The organism is Flavobacterium sp. B330r (assembly GCF_056824325.1).
This window is the reverse complement of sequence record NZ_CP124860.1, coordinates 912,397-928,991: the sequence shown is the minus strand read 5'-3', so window position 1 is coordinate 928,991 and position 16,595 is coordinate 912,397. Positions and strand designations below refer to the sequence as shown.

Annotated in this window: 18 protein-coding genes and 1 tRNA gene; 4 read left to right on the top strand and 15 right to left on the bottom strand. The window is 33.6% G+C overall.

Translation table 11 applies throughout. From position 1 onward, the window contains the following. Positions 1-2: 2 nt before the first annotated feature. From QLQ95_RS04210 to QLQ95_RS04195, 4 genes are all read right to left on the bottom strand, one after another. Positions 3-2,621 carry a carboxypeptidase-like regulatory domain-containing protein gene (locus QLQ95_RS04210; protein ID WP_482502759.1) on the bottom strand — a complete coding sequence of 873 codons (2,619 nt, stop codon included), beginning with the start codon at positions 2,619-2,621 and terminating at the stop codon, positions 3-5. A 100-nt stretch (positions 2,622-2,721) separates the two neighbouring features. Then, entirely contained in the window at positions 2,722-3,564 is an 843-nt protein-coding gene (locus QLQ95_RS04205; RefSeq protein ID WP_482502757.1) for a FecR family protein, read from the bottom strand. 5 nt (positions 3,565-3,569) lie between these two features. Beyond that, positions 3,570-3,785 carry a hypothetical protein gene (locus QLQ95_RS04200; RefSeq protein ID WP_095929472.1) on the bottom strand — a complete coding sequence of 72 codons (216 nt, stop codon included), beginning with the start codon at positions 3,783-3,785 and terminating at the stop codon, positions 3,570-3,572. Positions 3,786-3,831: 46 nt separating this feature from the next. Next, positions 3,832-4,353 (bottom strand): RNA polymerase sigma factor, encoded by a 522-nt coding sequence (locus QLQ95_RS04195; protein ID WP_095929473.1) that lies wholly within the window; start codon positions 4,351-4,353, stop codon positions 3,832-3,834. Between the two features lie 289 nt (positions 4,354-4,642). Here QLQ95_RS04195 and QLQ95_RS04190 point away from each other — a divergent pair, with 289 nt between their 5' ends. Beyond that, on the top strand, positions 4,643-5,215 hold the full coding sequence (locus QLQ95_RS04190; RefSeq protein WP_320493145.1) for a hypothetical protein: 573 nt from the start codon (positions 4,643-4,645) through the stop codon (positions 5,213-5,215). A gap of 3 nt (positions 5,216-5,218) precedes the next feature. Continuing rightward, a complete protein-coding gene (locus QLQ95_RS04185) occupies positions 5,219-7,339 on the top strand; it encodes a cation:proton antiporter (protein ID WP_482502754.1) in 2,121 nt (706 codons plus the stop codon). Between the two features lie 60 nt (positions 7,340-7,399). On the opposite strand, the gene QLQ95_RS04180 is transcribed toward QLQ95_RS04185, so the two are convergent. The 7 genes from QLQ95_RS04180 to QLQ95_RS04150 form a co-directional block, all read right to left on the bottom strand. Next, positions 7,400-7,882, bottom strand: coding sequence for a GNAT family N-acetyltransferase (locus tag QLQ95_RS04180; RefSeq protein WP_482502752.1), 483 nt, complete (start codon positions 7,880-7,882; stop codon positions 7,400-7,402). Between the two features lie 7 nt (positions 7,883-7,889). Further along, complete coding sequence (locus tag QLQ95_RS04175) at positions 7,890-9,308, bottom strand: aminotransferase-like domain-containing protein (RefSeq protein ID WP_095929477.1); 1,419 nt, start codon at positions 9,306-9,308, stop codon at positions 7,890-7,892. Between the two features lie 21 nt (positions 9,309-9,329). Continuing rightward, a complete protein-coding gene (locus QLQ95_RS04170; RefSeq protein WP_482502751.1) occupies positions 9,330-9,842 on the bottom strand; it encodes a hypothetical protein in 513 nt (170 codons plus the stop codon). Positions 9,843-9,891: 49 nt separating this feature from the next. After that, positions 9,892-10,149, bottom strand: coding sequence for a hypothetical protein (locus QLQ95_RS04165; RefSeq protein ID WP_095929479.1), 258 nt, complete (start codon positions 10,147-10,149; stop codon positions 9,892-9,894). Positions 10,150-10,219: 70 nt separating this feature from the next. Beyond that, positions 10,220-10,630, bottom strand: a complete 411-nt coding sequence (locus tag QLQ95_RS04160) for an ACT domain-containing protein (protein ID WP_482502749.1) — start codon at positions 10,628-10,630, stop codon at positions 10,220-10,222. 126 nt (positions 10,631-10,756) lie between these two features. Beyond that, positions 10,757-11,014 (bottom strand): GIY-YIG nuclease family protein, encoded by a 258-nt coding sequence (locus QLQ95_RS04155; RefSeq protein ID WP_428239135.1) that lies wholly within the window; start codon positions 11,012-11,014, stop codon positions 10,757-10,759. 58 nt (positions 11,015-11,072) lie between these two features. Continuing rightward, positions 11,073-11,146: transfer RNA gene (locus tag QLQ95_RS04150), tRNA-Met, on the bottom strand. A 150-nt stretch (positions 11,147-11,296) separates the two neighbouring features. Here QLQ95_RS04150 and QLQ95_RS04145 point away from each other — a divergent pair. Both QLQ95_RS04145 and QLQ95_RS04140 read left to right on the top strand, forming a co-directional pair. Beyond that, a complete protein-coding gene (locus tag QLQ95_RS04145) occupies positions 11,297-11,689 on the top strand; it encodes an START-like domain-containing protein (protein ID WP_095929482.1) in 393 nt (130 codons plus the stop codon). A 54-nt stretch (positions 11,690-11,743) separates the two neighbouring features. Then, complete coding sequence (locus tag QLQ95_RS04140) at positions 11,744-12,580, top strand: aminotransferase class IV (protein WP_482502747.1); 837 nt, start codon at positions 11,744-11,746, stop codon at positions 12,578-12,580. Here the strand turns inward: QLQ95_RS04140 and QLQ95_RS04135 are convergent. The 4 genes from QLQ95_RS04135 to QLQ95_RS04120 form a co-directional block, all read right to left on the bottom strand. Beyond that, positions 12,577-13,137, bottom strand: a complete 561-nt coding sequence (locus QLQ95_RS04135) for a YqgE/AlgH family protein (protein WP_008464759.1) — start codon at positions 13,135-13,137, stop codon at positions 12,577-12,579. The two genes, QLQ95_RS04140 and QLQ95_RS04135, sit on opposite strands and share 4 nt — an antisense overlap. A 128-nt stretch (positions 13,138-13,265) precedes the next feature. Continuing rightward, complete coding sequence (locus QLQ95_RS04130; RefSeq protein WP_008464760.1) at positions 13,266-13,538, bottom strand: HU family DNA-binding protein; 273 nt, start codon at positions 13,536-13,538, stop codon at positions 13,266-13,268. A gap of 180 nt (positions 13,539-13,718) precedes the next feature. Beyond that, positions 13,719-14,666 (bottom strand): methionyl-tRNA formyltransferase, encoded by a 948-nt coding sequence (gene fmt, locus QLQ95_RS04125; protein WP_428239137.1) that lies wholly within the window; start codon positions 14,664-14,666, stop codon positions 13,719-13,721. Further along, positions 14,666-16,561 (bottom strand): RecQ family ATP-dependent DNA helicase, encoded by a 1,896-nt coding sequence (locus tag QLQ95_RS04120; protein ID WP_428239138.1) that lies wholly within the window; start codon positions 16,559-16,561, stop codon positions 14,666-14,668. Before QLQ95_RS04120 ends, fmt begins: the two co-directional genes overlap by 1 nt. Between the last annotated feature and the right edge of the window lie 34 nt (positions 16,562-16,595).

Sequence of the window (16,595 nt, the reverse complement as noted above, 5' to 3'; positions counted from 1 at the left end):
CATTAAAATTTAAAATTATAAGAAACTCCAGGAACAATTCCGAAAATAGAAAGCCTTCTGGTTTCATTTGCTCCTGTATCTTCATTGGTTGTAAAACTCATAGAAGCCGCATTTTTTCTGTTGTAAATATTATAAAGGCTAAATACCCAATAGCTCTGCCATCCTTTCTTTTTGTCTGGTTTTGGCGTGTATGTAGCCGCAACATCTAAGTGATGGAAAAGCGGTAATCTATTTTCGTTTCTCAAAGAATAATTCGGAATATGAATGCCTCCCATTTCATAATAACCATTGGCATACGTTACCGGCTGTCCAGACTGTAAAGTGAAATTTCCATTAAATGACCATTTTGGGTTCAATTCATAACTTCCCACAATACTCAAATTATGCAGTTTGTCGTAACCAGATAAATACCAGTCGCCATTTGCAATTCCTGGTTCTTCGGGAGTTCTCCCTGGCGTTTTTTGTTCTGCTCTAGATAAAGTATAAGAGACCCATCCAGTGAAAACGCCTGTATTTTTTCTGAATAACAATTCTAAACCATAAGATCGGGCTTTTCCGTTTAGAATAACTTGCTCAATATTGTTGTTAGCCAAAACATCAGCGCCGTCAATATAGTCAATACGATTTTGAACATTTTTATAGAATAATTCGGTTTCTAAAGAGTAATCTCCGTCTTTGAAATTTCTGAAATACCCCATCGCATATTGGTCCAAAAGCTGAGGTTTTGTGAAAGGTCCGCTTGGTGTCCAGATGCTCATTGGCAACGGTGACTGTGTGTTTGATAAAATATGAATGTATTGTGCCATTCTGTTGTAACTTGCTTTTACAGAAGTTTCGTCGTTAAAAGCATAAGACAATGCAGCTCTCGGTTCAAAATTATTGAAACTGCTGATTTTTTTTCCTTTTCCATAAGAAATGCTTCCGTTTGGAGTTCCTTCCTCATAAATATTGTATAAAGGATTATAAACAACAGCCTGATTGTTTTCGTAAGTGCTGATGGTTTCATCTCCTAAACGGTAAAACATGCTGTAACGAAGTCCATAGCGGAAAGTCAGTTTTTCTGTAATCTGATTTTCAAAATCGACAAAAGCAGAAGTTTCTAAAGCATATTTTTTATCCAGCTGCATATAATTAAACTGCGAATCTGAAGAAGTCGGTTTTACAACGCCAGGATTGAAATTATAATACAAACCATCAATTCCATAATTGATTTTAAACTTCTCCGATTGTTGGAAATTCCAATTGTATTTCAATCCGTAACTCGCAATATTGCTGTCCCATTTAAAACTTTCAATTGGAATTTCTAGATTGAATCTGTAATCACTATAAAAAACGGATAAATTGCTGTTCAAGCGATCAGTAAATTTATGTTTCCAATTTAAAATCCCCATTGTGCTTCCATACGTACTTGCAAAACGATCGTTAATATCGAATAAATCATTTCCGAAATAACCCGAAAACGAAAGTGTATTCTTGGCATTAAAACGATAATTTAATTTGGCATTTAAATCATAAAACATCGCTGAGTTATTATTATCTGCCAATTTCATAAATAAATGCGCATAAGAAGCTCGCCCAGAAACAATAAAAGAACCTTTTTCTTTTTCTAACGGACCTTGAACTAAAAGACGGCTGGAGATAATTCCAATTCCTCCATTTACTTTATATTCTTCAAAATCTCCAGTTTGCTGCGTTACATCTAAAACAGAAGAAACACGTCCTCCAAATTTTGAAGGAATCCCTCCTTTATATAAATCTAAACCGTTAACGATATCGGCATTAAAAATAGAGAAGAACCCAAACATATGCGAATCTGCATAAACTGGCGCACCATCCAAAAGAATCAAATTCTGATCGGCAGCACCACCTCTTACATTAAAACCCGAAGAAGCTTCTCCCGCATTGGTAACTCCAGGAAGAGTCAAAATTGATTTTAATGGATCTGGCTCACCCATAGCAACAGGAATTTTTTTAATTTCCTGCATCGAAAGCTTATTAACACTCATTTGAGTTGCTTTAATATCGGCAGCTTTATTGTTCATTACAATAACTTCTCCCAATTGCTGGCTATCTGGATCTATGTTGAAATTGACTTTATTGTCATCTGTAACAGAAACTCGTTTTTCTTCATTTTTAAATCCAACATAACTTACTTGAACCGTGTAATTTCCGTCAGGAACTTCAATGCTATAATTTCCATTAACATCTGTTACAACACCTGTTTCCAATTCTTTAATAAAAACATTGGCGCCAATAACGGGTTGTCTTTCATCGTCAAAAATGCGACCTGTCAGCTTATTTTTTTTTTTAGCTGTTTTTTGAGTTTGAGATTTCTGTTTGACAAAAATATTATTGCCCGAAATAGAAAACTGTACAATCGAAGTTTGATTTAATTCAGAAATAATCTTCTCAATTTCGATAGTCTTAAAAGTGCTTTTTTTCGTAAAATATTTTTTATTCGTATCAATTTGATCTGTAAAAGCAAATTTAAAATCGGTTTGATTTTCAATCTGCTTGAAGAACTCTTTTAATGTCGTATTTTGATCTACAGTTATGGTAACGCTCTGAGCGGACATACATAAACTGAATAAAAAAAAGCATGCTGAAATTATATGCTTCATGAAATTTTGTATTTTTGAATATTATTAAATGGAATAACCTCGTGTTATCCTGAATATTAGGAGGATGTGGAGTTTCGCGGCTTACATCCTTTCTTGTTTTTTATTGAAAAGTGATCTGTTTTAAATCTTCATTTATTTCAAAATTTAGGTTATACATTTCTGATATTAATTGTAAAATTGTTTTTAAATCCTCTTTTTTATTGATTCGGATTGTAATTTTCTGATCAAGATTTTCTTTCGGAATATTGACTTTATAGCCATAGTTTTCTTCAATGTATTGACTGATAATCGACAGTTTTTCGTTATCAAAATCTATAAATCTGCTAAATTCTGTTACTGAAGCCGTTTGGTTTCCGTAGGTAAATTTATCACCAGGTTTCAAAATCCATTTTTGATTTTGGCCTTTTACATTCATTTGAACGCTTCCTTCAAAAAGTTCAACGGTCACTTCTTCATTTTCAGATTCTTTAACCGTAAAAGAAGTTCCTAAAACGGTAGTTGTCGTTTCATCGCAGAAAACCTGAAAAGGATGCTGTTTGTCTTTTTTAACTTTAAAATAAGCCTCACCATCAATTTGAATTTTTCTGTTCAAGGCAAAATTCTGCCCAAAAGAAATTTTAGAATTCGGACCTAATTCTACTTTTGAACTATCTGGCAAAACAACATACTTTATGGCTGAGGTAGTATTTTCGATTACATTTTCGGCAAGAACTATATTTTCAGCAGCAGTTTCCTGGTTGAAATAAATTCCAGTTCCAATAAGTGTAAAAAGTAAAACAGAAGCCGCCGCATAAAGATGCCAAGGTTTAAATTTCCTTTTCTTCTCAGAAAATGTTTTAGCATGGAATTGTTCCCACGAAGCTTGTTTTTCGGTGTCCGAATGAGAAAGGGGAGACTCTTCCCATAACTTTTTAAATTCCTCGTCAAATTTTTCCTGATCCATTTTTTTTAGGTGTAAATGATTTGACAATGAAAACCTTGTTTGTTAAAAACACTGTAAACCATTTCTTTAATGTCTCGATTAGTTTCGATTTTAAGGATGTTTTCTTTTCCTTGACGATCAAAATTTATGATACAATCAGAAATAATAAACTGTAAATAAGCTACAAGTAAACTTGCGTCTTTCTTTGTTTTTACATTAGTTTTATACGCTTCGATATGCATTTTTAGTTCTTGTTTTTTAGTATAACAAACGAGAACTAAAAAGTTCCTAATGGTTTTCGATTTTTTTTCGAATAAATTTACTGGCGAGATAAATATGATTGGCAATGGTCTTTTCAGAAAGATCCGTTATTTCTGCAATCTCCTTATAGCTAAGGTTTTCCAGTTTGTGTAAAGTGAATATTTTTTGCTGCTGCTCTGGAAGCTGATTTATGAAATTTTGTAGTTTTTCTTGTCTTTCTTCAAAAATTCCAGTGTCAGTTTCTTCATCTAGCATTTCAACTTGAGAAGGATCAAGCTGTACTATTTTATTTTCTCTGTTAACATGATTAATAATAATGTTCTTGCAGATAGTAAAGATCTGTTTGTCGAACAGTACCTCTTCGTTAAGCAGTTCTCTTTTATTGTATAGTCTTATGAAAGTTTCCTGAACAAAATCTTCGGGAGTAAGTACAGAAGAATGGAATCGTTTGGCAATATTTATAAGTTTATCGTAATAGTTGAAGTAGACTTCTTTGAAAGCTGCTTCATTACCTTTTTTTAAACTTAAAATAAATTTTTTATTGTCCATAACGAAAATATCGTGACTAGCTTCCTAGTTCTAAACTCATTGGAGTCAATATTATTGTATTCAGAAATTGAGTTGTCCCAAGTGAGAATGTAATAAGTTACAAAGAACCGTAATTTAATTTAAGATTTGACGCTTTTGCATAATAAATGTTACAATTTATACGCTTCTTTTTTTATGTATAAAAACAAATTAGCAAAGGAAAAGCAATGTTAGTATTGGTGTTTTTCGAGCCATTACTGCGATAAACCGATTTTTATCCTTAAATTGTTGGTTACAAAAATTAACTGCTATGACTTTGCAAAGACTTTTAGTTTTAATCCTTATTCCTTTTTTGATTTCCTGTGATAATAAAAAAGAACAAGAACTCACACAAAGAGAAAACGCGCTTCTGGAACGCGAACAGAAATTTGCCGACAAAGAAGCCGAATATGAATTATTGTTGAAGATGAAAGACAGTCTTCAATTGGCTGTACAGATAAAAGATTCGGTGCCCAAGATTCAGACTTGGCCAGATAGCCTAAAGATTAAATGGAACAGTAAAATGATTTGCCGAGAATCCAATTGCAGTAATTATGTTATTGGAGATCAGCGTACAGAAGTCTGGGAATTTGCATCAGATTCTACAGGAATGTACGCGAATGTATTGAGCAATAATCAGATTAAGAGAGTTTTTAGAGGACAATATTTAGTCAATAAAATAGTACTCGATTCAGCCAAAGAGAGTTCTGCTAAAAGCAATATAAAAATTAATGTTGTATTGGACGATATCAAAAAAAATGTCATTAAAGGAACGCAGACCATAACTGGACAAGACAATTGCACTACAAAATTCTCGGTCGAACTTACGCCATCTAAAAAATAATTTATGTTTTTGAGTATACATCATATAACTCTCCCAATAGAAGATCCGCTTTTAAAATTTCTTATCGAAATTATCATCATCTTGTGCATTCCTCTTTTATTGAATAAAATTAAGGTGCCACATTTGCTTGGGCTTATCATTGCTGGAGCTGTTGTTGGTCCTAACGGTTTTGGATTGCTTTCAAGAGACAGCAGCGTTGTGGTGACGGGTACAACAGGATTGTTGTATATTATGTTTTTGGCTGGATTGGAAATTGATATGGCCGATTTCAAAAAAAATAAATGGAAGAGCATCACCTTTTCTCTTTACACTTTTGCTGTTCCTTTTATTTTAGGACTTGTTGGCGGTTATTACATTTTAGGTTTTTCATTATTGACTTCGGTGCTTTTTGCCAGTTTGTTTTCATCGCATACTTTAATTGTATATCCAATGATCAGCAGTTTAGGAATTGCTAAAAATCTTGCGGTTAATGTAACGGTAGGCGGAACCATGATAACAGACGTTCTTTCTCTTCTTGTTTTGGCTGTTGTAGTCGGAATGTCACAAGGAGAAGTCGGAACAGCGTTTTGGCTGAAACTTTCCATTTCTATGGTTCTATTTACTTTGATTGTTTTATTAGTGTTTCCCATAATTGCCCGATGGTTTTTTAAGAATGTAGAAGATAAAATTTCGCAGTATCTTTTTGTTATTGTAATGATTTACCTTGCCGCGCTTCTAGCTGAACTTGCTGGAATTGAATCGATAATTGGAGCATTTTTTGCAGGACTGGCGTTAAACAGACTGATTCCGCATACTTCCTCTTTAATGAATAGGGTAGAGTTTGTAGGGAATGCCATTTTTATTCCTTTCTTTTTGATAAGTGTGGGAATGCTTATTGATTTTAGTGCTTTTATACAAAGCTGGGAAACCTTATGGGTGGCCGCAATTATGCTGATTGCTTCAATTGGCGGAAAATATTTTGCAGCAATCTTAACTCAGAAAACATTTAAATTGACCAATGATGAAGGCAAACTGATTTTTGGAATGAGTTCGGCTTCTGCTGCGGCAACTTTAGCATCAGTGATGGTTGGGTACAATATCATTATTGGAGAAAATGATGCAGGCGAACCAATAAGACTTTTAAACGATCATGTTTTAAATGGCAGCATACTTCTGATTTTGATTTCCTGTACTGTATCTTCTTTCGTTTCTATGGCAACTGCCCAGCGTATAGCAGATGCAGATAAGGACAATAAAGTATCGGGAAATAGTGAAGAAAAAGAAAATATACTTTTGGCGCTTAACCATGAAGATACCGTAGATAAAATGGTCAATCTGGGACTTATGGTAAAAACTTCAACCAACACAGATCGAATTTTTGCTGTAAATGTTATTAATGAAGAAGAAAATGAATCGTCGGTAAAAAATGCCGAAAGAATTTTAGAAGCGGCAGTAAAAGCAGCTTCGGCGGCCGATGTTAAACTAAATCCCATTACGCGCCATGATAATGATACCGCCAGCGGAATAAGTAATGTTGTTAAAGAAAAAGAAATTACCGATCTTATTGTAGGATTACAAGGTGGAAAAGGCTTTTCGGCTTCTTTTGTATACAATTTGTACAACGGATACCTTCGAAATAAAAATATAAATCTCATGGTGTATCATGCAGTTCAGCCGGTATCGACAATTAAAAAATATGCTGTGCTGATACCTGAAAATGCAGAAATGGATGCTGGATTTTTTCATTCGATGTTAAGGATCTGGAATATCGGACGTAATTCTGGTGCGAAAATGAGTTTCTATGGAAAAGACAAAACCATGCTCATTTTGAAAAGGATTGTAAAAAAAGCATCAATTGAAGCTACATTTGAAACCATTGGTTCTTGGCAAGAAGCGCAAGAAATTGCTTTCGATCTAGGACAAGACGTTGGATTGATAATTATGATGGCCGATAAAGGAATGCGTTCTTACGTTCCGCATATGAAGGATGTGCCAGATCTGCTTAATAGTAGAGCGAGCAATAATAATTATATACTCATTTATCCTTTTAGCAAAACAGAAATAAATACTATAGAAAAAAGAGCTGTAAGCAGTCACGACGATTTTGTGGAGATTGGTAAAGTCATTCGAAATATTTTTAAATAAGGATAAAAATAAAACCCCTTAAACACAGATAGATTTAAGGGGTTTTGTTTTTTGGGATATTTAAGAATTCAGCGTAAGCATCATTTGAATATCTACTCTGTCGTAAGATGACGAAATGCCTGTTATTTCTTTAAAACCTAGTTTTTCATACAATTTAATAGCGGGTTTCAGTTTGGTGTTGCTTTCCAGATAGATTTTAGAAGCGCCTTGTTCTATAGCCCATTTTATTGCCGATTCAGCCAATAATAGTCCAACACCTTTTCCTTGCGCTTTCGGACTTACAGCCATTTTGGCCAATTCGTAATCATACTCTTTTCCATCACCTTTTATTAAAGAGCAAACGCCTAAAACTTCATCATTTAAAATGGCAGAAAATATTTCTCCGCCTTTATTTATAATATATTCTTCGGCATGATCGAGCGCTTTTATGTCATTTGGTTCAACTACAAAATAAGTCGAAATCCACTCTATATTTAAATCCTTAAAACTTTTTTGATACTTCGGATTATAAGTTGTTATTTCTACTTGGTCTTTATTCTTCATAATGCTATTAAATACTGTTTTTTATTATTCTGCCCAATTTTTCTAAATCAGAATCGACGCGTTCATTCCATTCTAAAACATACGTCAATCTCATGCAGTTGTTGTATTGATTGTACTGCGAAAAAATTCTTCCCGGCGCAAAGACGATTTTTTGGGCTAGGGCAGTGTTGTATAATTCTGTTGTAGAAATTCTTTCATCTAATTCTAGCCATAACATAAAACCGCCTTTTGGTTGTGCTATTTTAGTATTGTCAGGGAAATAAGATTCTACAGCTCGGTTAATCTGGAGATAATTAGCATAAAGCTTATTTCTAAATGTTCTAAGATGATGATCGTAACGTCCGTGTTCTAAGAAATCTGCAATAACATCTGAGTATAAAGAGGAATTACAAACTGTTTGAACCAGCTTTTGACGTATAATTTTGTCTTTAAATTTTCCAGGAGCAATCCAACCAACACGATAACCAGGCGCAAGAGTTTTAGAAACAGATCCTATCCACAAAACCAAACCAGCTTCATCATAAAATTTACAAGGTTTCGGACGCTCTGAACCAAAGTAAAGATTACCGTAAATATCATCTTCAATTAACGGAATGTTGTATTGAGTAATTAGCCTTACCAATTCCCGTTTGTTTTCATCAGGCATTTGAAATCCCATTGGATTATTGAAATTGGTAACAAAACAACAAGCCTTAATCTCAGGCAGTACTTTTTTCAAGGCATCAAGATCTAATCCATACAAAGGATGGGTTGGAATTTCAACCGCTTTCAGGCCTAATGCCTTAATTGCTTGAAGTATTCCAAAATAGGCTGGACTTTCTACCGCAACGCTATCTCCAGGAGATGTCACGGCCATAAGCGCATTATACATTGCGTGCATGGCACCAGAAGTAATTACAAGATCATCTTCCGTAATTTTTCCTTCCATAACCAATGCCCATTTTGCAATGGCTCGTCGAAGTTCTTCCGATCCCTGAACTGGTTCGTAGGCAGTGCCTGCATCACCTCTATTGCGAACAGCATTGATGATTCCTTTATTAAGTTTAGCAACTGGAAGGAAATTCTTTCCGGGTAATCCGAGTGCAAATTGTGTTACATCGGTTTGATTGATGGTGCCGAAAACTTTATCAATAAGATCTTCAGGGGTGTTTTTTGTTTCGTGATTGTTTATACTCGCAATTGTGGGAAGTGCCGTCGTTCGCTGTGAACTTTTACTCACATAATATCCCGTTTTTGGGCGGGATTCTATAAGCGAACGGCTCTCTAATTCCAAATACGCTTGCTTAATGGTATTTAAGCTAACATTATACAGCTTTTGCGCACTTCTAACAGAAGGCAGTTTGTCGCCAAGCGAAAGAGTCTCATTGTGAATTTGATCCTCAATAATTTTGGCAATTTTAAAATATAATGTTTCGTGATTTTTCATTTTTTCTTTTCCGTTAAGCGTCTAAAAGCTCAGGCAGTGAACAAAATGTTCTGTGCTTTGCCTTAATTGTTCGGCGTTATTGAAATTTGCATTCCTCTTTTTCTTTAAAAAATTCAGAATGTATTCATTAAATATTATTCTGTCTTCATTAGTCAAACTTCCGTCATCATATATTTGAAATATGATTTCGTTCTTTTCATCCAATATTAAACTAGCAAACGAATTAATTTTATTGTCTTTTTCGCAAAGAAGAAAAGGAATTCCAAAAAGCATTTTATCTTCAGCTTTCACATTACTATTTTTATTGAAGATGTTTTGTAAAATCTCCATGTCAAATATATATACCTCTCTAAAAGTTATTTTTTTCTGTGTTATTGCTTTAGATTCCATATCTTTTTTTAGCAAAATTATTGCTCTTAAAGATTTGGGTACAGATACAGAAAAATATTTTTTTAAGGGTACAGATAAAATTACTGTTTTTTGATGACAGGGAAAAGAATTGTAAAAAGAAAGTCCCTGAATATATTTATTCAAGGACTTTTACTATTTTCTTAAAAATTATTAAGGAAAGACTAAAAAATAATTATTGCTTTTCCTGTTCCAAATCTGCAGCAGAAATCTGATCTAAGATGTTGGTTTGATTTGGCGAAATGTAGTTTTTGTTTTCGCTAATTTGCTCTTTCTTAAAAAGAAGATCAAGCGCATTGTAAAGTTTTAATAAAACATCTTTGTCTTCTTTGGCAATATCTAAAGCAGTATTGAAATTAAAAACATAATTATTAGAATTACGTACTTCTACTTTTATAGTTTTAGATGTGATCTTAAATTTTACTATGTCCATATGTTATAAATTACCTCTGCAAAATAACTATTTTAATGGCAGTTTTTATGGTTATTTTTTGATTTTTTAATTACAAAGAATTTTTATTTTCTTCTTTCAATTTCAGCAGTACATCCATTGCTTTCAGAGCGTCATTTTCGTCAACAAATATGTGGTCGTGTAAATAGGCGGCAACTACATTGCAACTAATATTGGCATTTCCTAGTGCCTGAGAAAATGCAGCGGTCAAACCCACAGCGGCTAAAGAAGAATGAACTTCTAAAGTAATCCAAGAAGCAATATAAGAGAAATGAAGATTAAGCTCTTCTGCAAAATGTTTTTCTAATACTACAGTAATGCCTTCTTTTTCTTTAAATAGAAATAAAATTTTTGAAAAAGGAATCTGTTCCAGAGAATCTACTTTTGTAAAAACATATTTTCCTTCATTAAGAACAGGATTAAGATTCTCCAAAATAGTACTTAAATTTATTTCGCCTTCCATAAAATGAGGAGTATTTTTTATTTAAAGATAATAAAAAACCCTTAAATGTTTCTGTCTAAGGGTTTTACCTTTAAGTAGCGAGGACGGGAGTTGAACCCGTGTCCGCGTTGGCGGATAAGAATCCTGCTATAGTTGTTGCTGAATCAATTTTTTTATGAACTCTCTTCCCATCCCAGTTTTTAGAAATTTCTCTCTTTTCATCGCATCATTCTTTGAATTGAAAAACTCAACATAGATTACTTCCCAAGGTCTAAATTTGATAGTGTAACCTTTTTTTGCCAAAAGATTGTGAGATTTAAATCTTTCTATCAAGTTGGAAGTGAATCCAGTATAGTTCTTTCCGAATTTTTTAGAATAAAGTATGTAAACTACAAATTCTTCCATAACTTTTAAGATGGTAATGGTAAAAAAAAACACCACTTCGAAAAGTGGTGTTTACCTGTAGCGAGGACGGGAGTTGAACCCGTGACCTCAGGGTTATGAATCCTGCGCTCTAACCAACTGAGCTACCTCGCCTGGACTGCTATCATGAATTCCTGATTGCGGGTGCAAAGATATAAATATTATTAAAGCATACAAGCATAAAATGAAGAAAAAAAAATATTTTTAAAAATGCATTGTTTTTGGACATATATTCTTATATTTCGAAAAAAAATAAAGTAGCACATGGATTCAAAAATACGTTACGAAATAGAGTTTCCGATCAATTCTTCGCCACAATTATTGTATCAATATATATCAACTCCGTCAGGTTTACAAGAATGGTTTGCTGACAATGTTAATTCAAGAGGTGAATTTTTTACCTTTATGTGGAATGATTCACAGGAAAAAGCGCGTCTGGCTTCAAAAAAATCTGGAGAAAAAGTAAAATTCAAATGGGTTGATGATAGCAGTAAAGATACTGAGTACTTTTTTGAACTTCATATTTTAGTCGATGAATTGACTAAAGATGTATCGCTTATGGTAGTCGATTTTGCCGATAAAGATGAATTAGGCGAAGCTAAACAATTGTGGGAGAATCAGATCTCAGATCTAAAACATCTTATAGGATCTGTTTAGCAAAAGTCTATTTTATACCTTATATTTGCCCTGAACAAAATTCAGGGTTTTTTTATGATTAATTTTAACGGAAATATAGCGCAGGAAGACAATATGTTAACTCTAAACCGCGCTTTTTTGTATGGTGACGGAATATTCGAAACAGTAAAAATTGTCAATGGGAAAATCTTGTTCCTTGAAGATCATTATTTTAGATTAATGGCTTCAATGCGTGTGGTTAGAATGATGATTCCGATGGATTTTACAATGGAGTATTTTGAAGAACAGATTCTTAGTTTGGTAAAAGAACAAGGAATTGAGGCTTCAGCACGAGCAAGAATTACAGTTTTTAGAAACGATGGCGGTTTATATCTTCCCAAAAGCAATGATATTTCATTCTTAATCAACGCTATTTCTCTTGGAAATAAATCCTATAGCGTAAATGCAAACGAATACGAAGTAGATTTGTATAAAGACTTCTACGTGACAAAACAATTATTATCTTCTCTTAAAACGACCAATAAGATAATTAATATTACAGGAAGTATTTATGCGAGTGAAAATGATTTGGCAAATTGTATCTTACTGAATGATAGTAAAAATGTTGTAGAAGCACTTCAGGGAAATATTTTTATGGTAATGGGTAACAAGCTTATTACGCCTCCAGTTTCAGAAGGTGCTTTAAACGGAATTATGCGTAAACAGATTTTAGTTCTAGCTAAAAAAATAGAAGGTATAGAGGTATCAGAAGAAATAATTTCGCCGTTTGATCTTCAAAAAGCAGACGAATTATTTCTAACTAATGTAATCATGGGAATACAGCCGATAACTAAATATCGAAAAAAGGAGTTTACAACAAATCTGGCTCATTTATTAGTGCAGCGACTAAATGAATCCATCTCTGAAAATTAATTCAGATATGGATTTTCAGGTGCGTTAGACCAAATAAGATAATCGCCGCCAAGCTCAATAATCTGCTCTTTCCAAAAATGGGTAGTAGATTTTCCGATAATTTTATTTTTGTAATTATTATCAGCAATAATCCAAGAGTTTCCCTGCATTTCATTCTCAAGCTGATTTTCTTCCCAACCAGTGTAGCCTAAGAAAAAACGAATATTATTTTTGCTAATAGATCCGTTGTTTATTAAGTCCTTGGTTGACTCAAAATCGCCACCCCAATAAATCCCGTTTGAAATCTCAACACTATTTGGGATTAATTCAGGGATATTGTGAATAAAATAAAGGTTGTCTTGTTCTACAGGGCCGCCGTTATATATCTTAAAGTTAGCATCAATCTCGGGTATTAAGTCATTAATAGTATATTTTAATGGCTTATTAATTATAAAACCTATTGATCCTTCCTTGTTATGGTCTGCTAATAAAATTACCGATCTGTTAAAAGATAAATCTCCAATTATTGAAGGCTCGGCAATAAGCAGGTGTCCTTTTTTTAATTTTTCTGAAATCATACGGTTACAATTTTTATTAAATTTAATCATAAAAAAATTAAAATCACAAAAAAAATCGTTAAACCGCATAAAAAAACCTTCCAGAAGGAAGGTTTTAATTATATTATAAGTTTAGAGAACTTTCTTACTTAGTTCACTGCACCTTCTAATTCAGCACCAGCTTTAAATTTTACAACGTTTTTAGCTGCGATTTTGATAGTTTTTCCTGTTTGAGGGTTTCTACCGTCTCTAGCAGCTCTTGAAGATACTGACCATGATCCGAAACCTACTAATGAAACTCTTCCACCTTTTTTCAAAGTAGTTCCTACATTACCTAAAAAAGACTCTAAAGCTAATTTCGCCGCAGCTTTTGTAATTCCTGCATCAGCAGCGATAGCATCGATTAATTCTGATTTGTTCATAATAATTAGTTATTAATTGTTGGTTAAAAAAAATTGTTAATACACAAATTTAGTAGGAAATCCGTTGCGTGCAAGTGTTTTCTTTATTTTTAGCAAAAATTGTTAATAACTTGCTTTTTTTGTTCATAAAGGGTGTTATTCATCGATGAAAAACAGGTACAAACCCCTGTTTTACTGACCTTAATACACTTTTGCAACATCTGAAAAGCTTACTCCATTTAATAATTCTGAGGCAAGCATTCTCTTTTTTCCTGGAAATTGTAGACTTAATAACTGAATAAAGCCCTCTTTTATTGCAATCTTGATTTCTTTTTTAGTGCTAATTAGCTTTCCGATCTCATAAGAATGTGATTCTGAGACTAGTTTGGCTTCGTAAATTTTGATATTTAATTCTTCATTTTGATCTTTTAAAAAGCACCAAGAGGCAGGATACGGACTTAATCCTCGAATTAAGTTATTAATTTCTTCACCAGATTTTGTCCAGTCGATCTTGCAGTTTTCTTTGTTTAATTTATAAGCAGTTTTAATATCGTGGTTGTCTTCTTGGATTGTTGTGGTAACATTTCCGTTTTCAATAACTTTTAAAGTATCAATTACAGTTGTGCTTCCTAGGTCCATTAAACGATCATGAAGTTGTCCTGCCGTTTCTTCTGGCTCAATATTGATTTCAGAATTTAAAATCATGGCACCGGTATCAATTTTATCATCAATAAAGAAAGTCGTAACTCCAGTTTTAGTTTCTCCATTAATAATAGCCCAATTAATAGGAGCAGCCCCACGATAATTTGGCAATAAAGAAGCATGAAGATTAAAAGTTCCTAAACTTGGCATTTCCCAAACCACTTTTGGCAGCATTCTAAAAGCAACTACGATTTGTAAATTGGCATTTAAAGCTTTTAATTCGGCTAAGAAACTCTCGTCTTTTAAATTGGTTGGCTGTAATAAAGTAAGGTTGTTGGCAAGTGCATATTCTTTAACAGCCGAATATTTAATTTTTTGTCCGCGTCCTGCTGGTTTATCTGCAGCAGTAATTACGCCAACAACATCATAGTTATTTTTAATAATGGTGTCCAAAATGCCAACGGCAAATTCTGGCGTTCCCATAAATATAATTCTCAATTTCTCCATTATGATTTTAAAGTGTATTTATTATTCGCTTGTATAATGATATGATTGTTTTCGAGCAATTCCTGAAGAACCGACAAAATGTCTTTTGTATCCATTTTTATCTGATTTTCTATTTCTCTCGAAGTCAAAGAAGCGGTTCTGAGTAAAGATAAAATCTTATCTGCAATTGAATCGGCCTCGGTAATTTTTCCTTTTAGTGTAATGCAGTACGAACAGATGCCGCAGTTTTCTTTTGTTTCTTCTCCAAAATAATCCAAAACCAATCTGTTTTTGCAGGTTTTATTGTCCTTTATATAATGAAGAACCGATAAAAGCTGTTCTTTTTTAACTTCATTCTGTTTTTCTAAATATTTCGAAACTCTATTTATAGTATGGTCATCTTCACGAACTTCATTAAACAAAATTGTAGCATCGTTATTTTTAGATTTATATTCAATAATTTCTTTTTCTTTTAATTTCTCTAAAACAGCAAGAACCTGTTCTTCAGAACGATTCGATTTTTTAGCAATCAATCCCAGGTTTAAATTAGATTTTACCTCGTAAACTCCTGGGTAAGTTCTTAGAATGGCCAAAATGATTTCTTCGTCATTTGGGTTTAAACTCATGTATCGAATGACTTCTTTAGATTCGATCAAAAACTGAATATTGATTTTCTCTGAAAACTCCTGAGACATGGTAATAATTCCCTGCTGATTCAGAAACTGTAAAGCATTATAGGTTTTAAGAGTAGGGAAGTCGTATTTATTGCAAAAATGATTCAGTTTGAAAGAAAAAGTTTCGTCTAAACCTTCTCCGTAAGCAATCTGAAAGTAGTTGCACAGTTTGTTGTACATCGTTTTCAGAAACTTTTTGTCTGGCAAAATATTTAAAAATTGCTGTTCCGTCTGAATAGAATCTGAATTATTATACAAAAGAACCGAAAAGGCTTTTGCGCCATTTCGTCCTGCGCGCCCAGATTCTTGATAATAATTTTCTAAGTTTTCTGGAAGCTGTGTATGAATAACGGTTTTTACATTGTCTTTGTCAATTCCCATTCCGAAAGCATTTGTGGCAACAATAACTTGCGCCTGCTCAGACATCCACAACTGCATGTTTTTGTCTTTTTCTTTAGATGAAAGTCCGCCGTGATAGTAAGTTGATGTAAAACCTAACGATTGCAATTGCGAAGACATGTTTAAACACCCTTTGCGATTTCGCACATATATAATAGAAGGCTGCGGATTTTTTTTAAGAATCTGTTCGGTGCGGTATAATTTATCTTCCACTTCAAAAACCATATAAGCGATATTTTTTCGCTCAAACGACTGCTGAAAATGTCTTGGATTTTTTAATTCTAACTGCGTCCTAATATCTTCAATAACTCTCGGAGTTGCTGTTGCAGTCAAAGCCAAGAACGGAATTTTCGGAAAGAACTTTTTCAATTCCGAAATTTTAAGATACGCAGGCCTAAAATCATGACCCCATTGCGAAACACAATGCGCTTCGTCAATAGCAATTAAATTGATAGGCAGGTTTTTAATACGTTCCAGAATCCAATCCGATTGCAAACGCTCTGGCGATAAGTAGAGGAATTTATAATTTCCGTACTGGCAATTATCCAAAAGGTCAATCAATTCTTCGGTATGAATTCCGCCCGTAAGCGCAATTGCTTTGATGTCTCTTTTCTGCAGATTCATCACCTGGTCTTTCATTAAGGCAATCAAAGGCGAAATAACGAGACAGATTCCTTCTTGCATCATGGCCGGAACCTGAAAACAAATTGATTTTCCGCCGCCCGTAGGAAGCACGGCAAAAGTATCCTGTCCTTCCAGAACCGAATCGATAATTTCTTTTTGCAACGATCTAAAACTGTCGTGTTTCCAGTATTTTAGAAGAATATCCTGTGCTCCGAGCATTGCTTTGGTTTTAAAGTTAAAAATTTAGAAAACA

What these genes read in the sequence shown, in the direction of transcription:
- QLQ95_RS04160 (WP_482502749.1), bottom strand. Translation starts at nt 10,630, where the DNA reads ATGGAAGGCGAAATAAATTTAAGTACTATTTTGGAGAATCTTAATCCT.
- QLQ95_RS04145 (WP_095929482.1), top strand. Translation starts at nt 11,297, where the DNA reads ATGGATTCAAAAATACGTTACGAAATAGAGTTTCCGATCAATTCTTCG.
- QLQ95_RS04175 (WP_095929477.1), bottom strand. Translation starts at nt 9,308, where the DNA reads ATGAAAAATCACGAAACATTATATTTTAAAATTGCCAAAATTATTGAG.
- QLQ95_RS04190 (WP_320493145.1), top strand. Translation starts at nt 4,643, where the DNA reads ATGACTTTGCAAAGACTTTTAGTTTTAATCCTTATTCCTTTTTTGATT.
- QLQ95_RS04140 (WP_482502747.1), top strand. Translation starts at nt 11,744, where the DNA reads ATGATTAATTTTAACGGAAATATAGCGCAGGAAGACAATATGTTAACT.
- QLQ95_RS04155 (WP_428239135.1), bottom strand. Translation starts at nt 11,014, where the DNA reads ATGGAAGAATTTGTAGTTTACATACTTTATTCTAAAAAATTCGGAAAG.
- QLQ95_RS04130 (WP_008464760.1), bottom strand. Translation starts at nt 13,538, where the DNA reads ATGAACAAATCAGAATTAATCGATGCTATCGCTGCTGATGCAGGAATT.
- QLQ95_RS04210 (WP_482502759.1), bottom strand. Translation starts at nt 2,621, where the DNA reads ATGAAGCATATAATTTCAGCATGCTTTTTTTTATTCAGTTTATGTATG.
- QLQ95_RS04195 (WP_095929473.1), bottom strand. Translation starts at nt 4,353, where the DNA reads ATGGACAATAAAAAATTTATTTTAAGTTTAAAAAAAGGTAATGAAGCA.
- QLQ95_RS04200 (WP_095929472.1), bottom strand. Translation starts at nt 3,785, where the DNA reads ATGCATATCGAAGCGTATAAAACTAATGTAAAAACAAAGAAAGACGCA.
- QLQ95_RS04165 (WP_095929479.1), bottom strand. Translation starts at nt 10,149, where the DNA reads ATGGACATAGTAAAATTTAAGATCACATCTAAAACTATAAAAGTAGAA.
- fmt (WP_428239137.1), bottom strand. Translation starts at nt 14,666, where the DNA reads ATGGAGAAATTGAGAATTATATTTATGGGAACGCCAGAATTTGCCGTT.
- QLQ95_RS04120 (WP_428239138.1), bottom strand. Translation starts at nt 16,561, where the DNA reads ATGCTCGGAGCACAGGATATTCTTCTAAAATACTGGAAACACGACAGT.
- QLQ95_RS04185 (WP_482502754.1), top strand. Translation starts at nt 5,219, where the DNA reads ATGTTTTTGAGTATACATCATATAACTCTCCCAATAGAAGATCCGCTT.
- QLQ95_RS04205 (WP_482502757.1), bottom strand. Translation starts at nt 3,564, where the DNA reads ATGGATCAGGAAAAATTTGACGAGGAATTTAAAAAGTTATGGGAAGAG.
- QLQ95_RS04135 (WP_008464759.1), bottom strand. Translation starts at nt 13,137, where the DNA reads ATGATTTCAGAAAAATTAAAAAAAGGACACCTGCTTATTGCCGAGCCT.
- QLQ95_RS04180 (WP_482502752.1), bottom strand. Translation starts at nt 7,882, where the DNA reads ATGAAGAATAAAGACCAAGTAGAAATAACAACTTATAATCCGAAGTAT.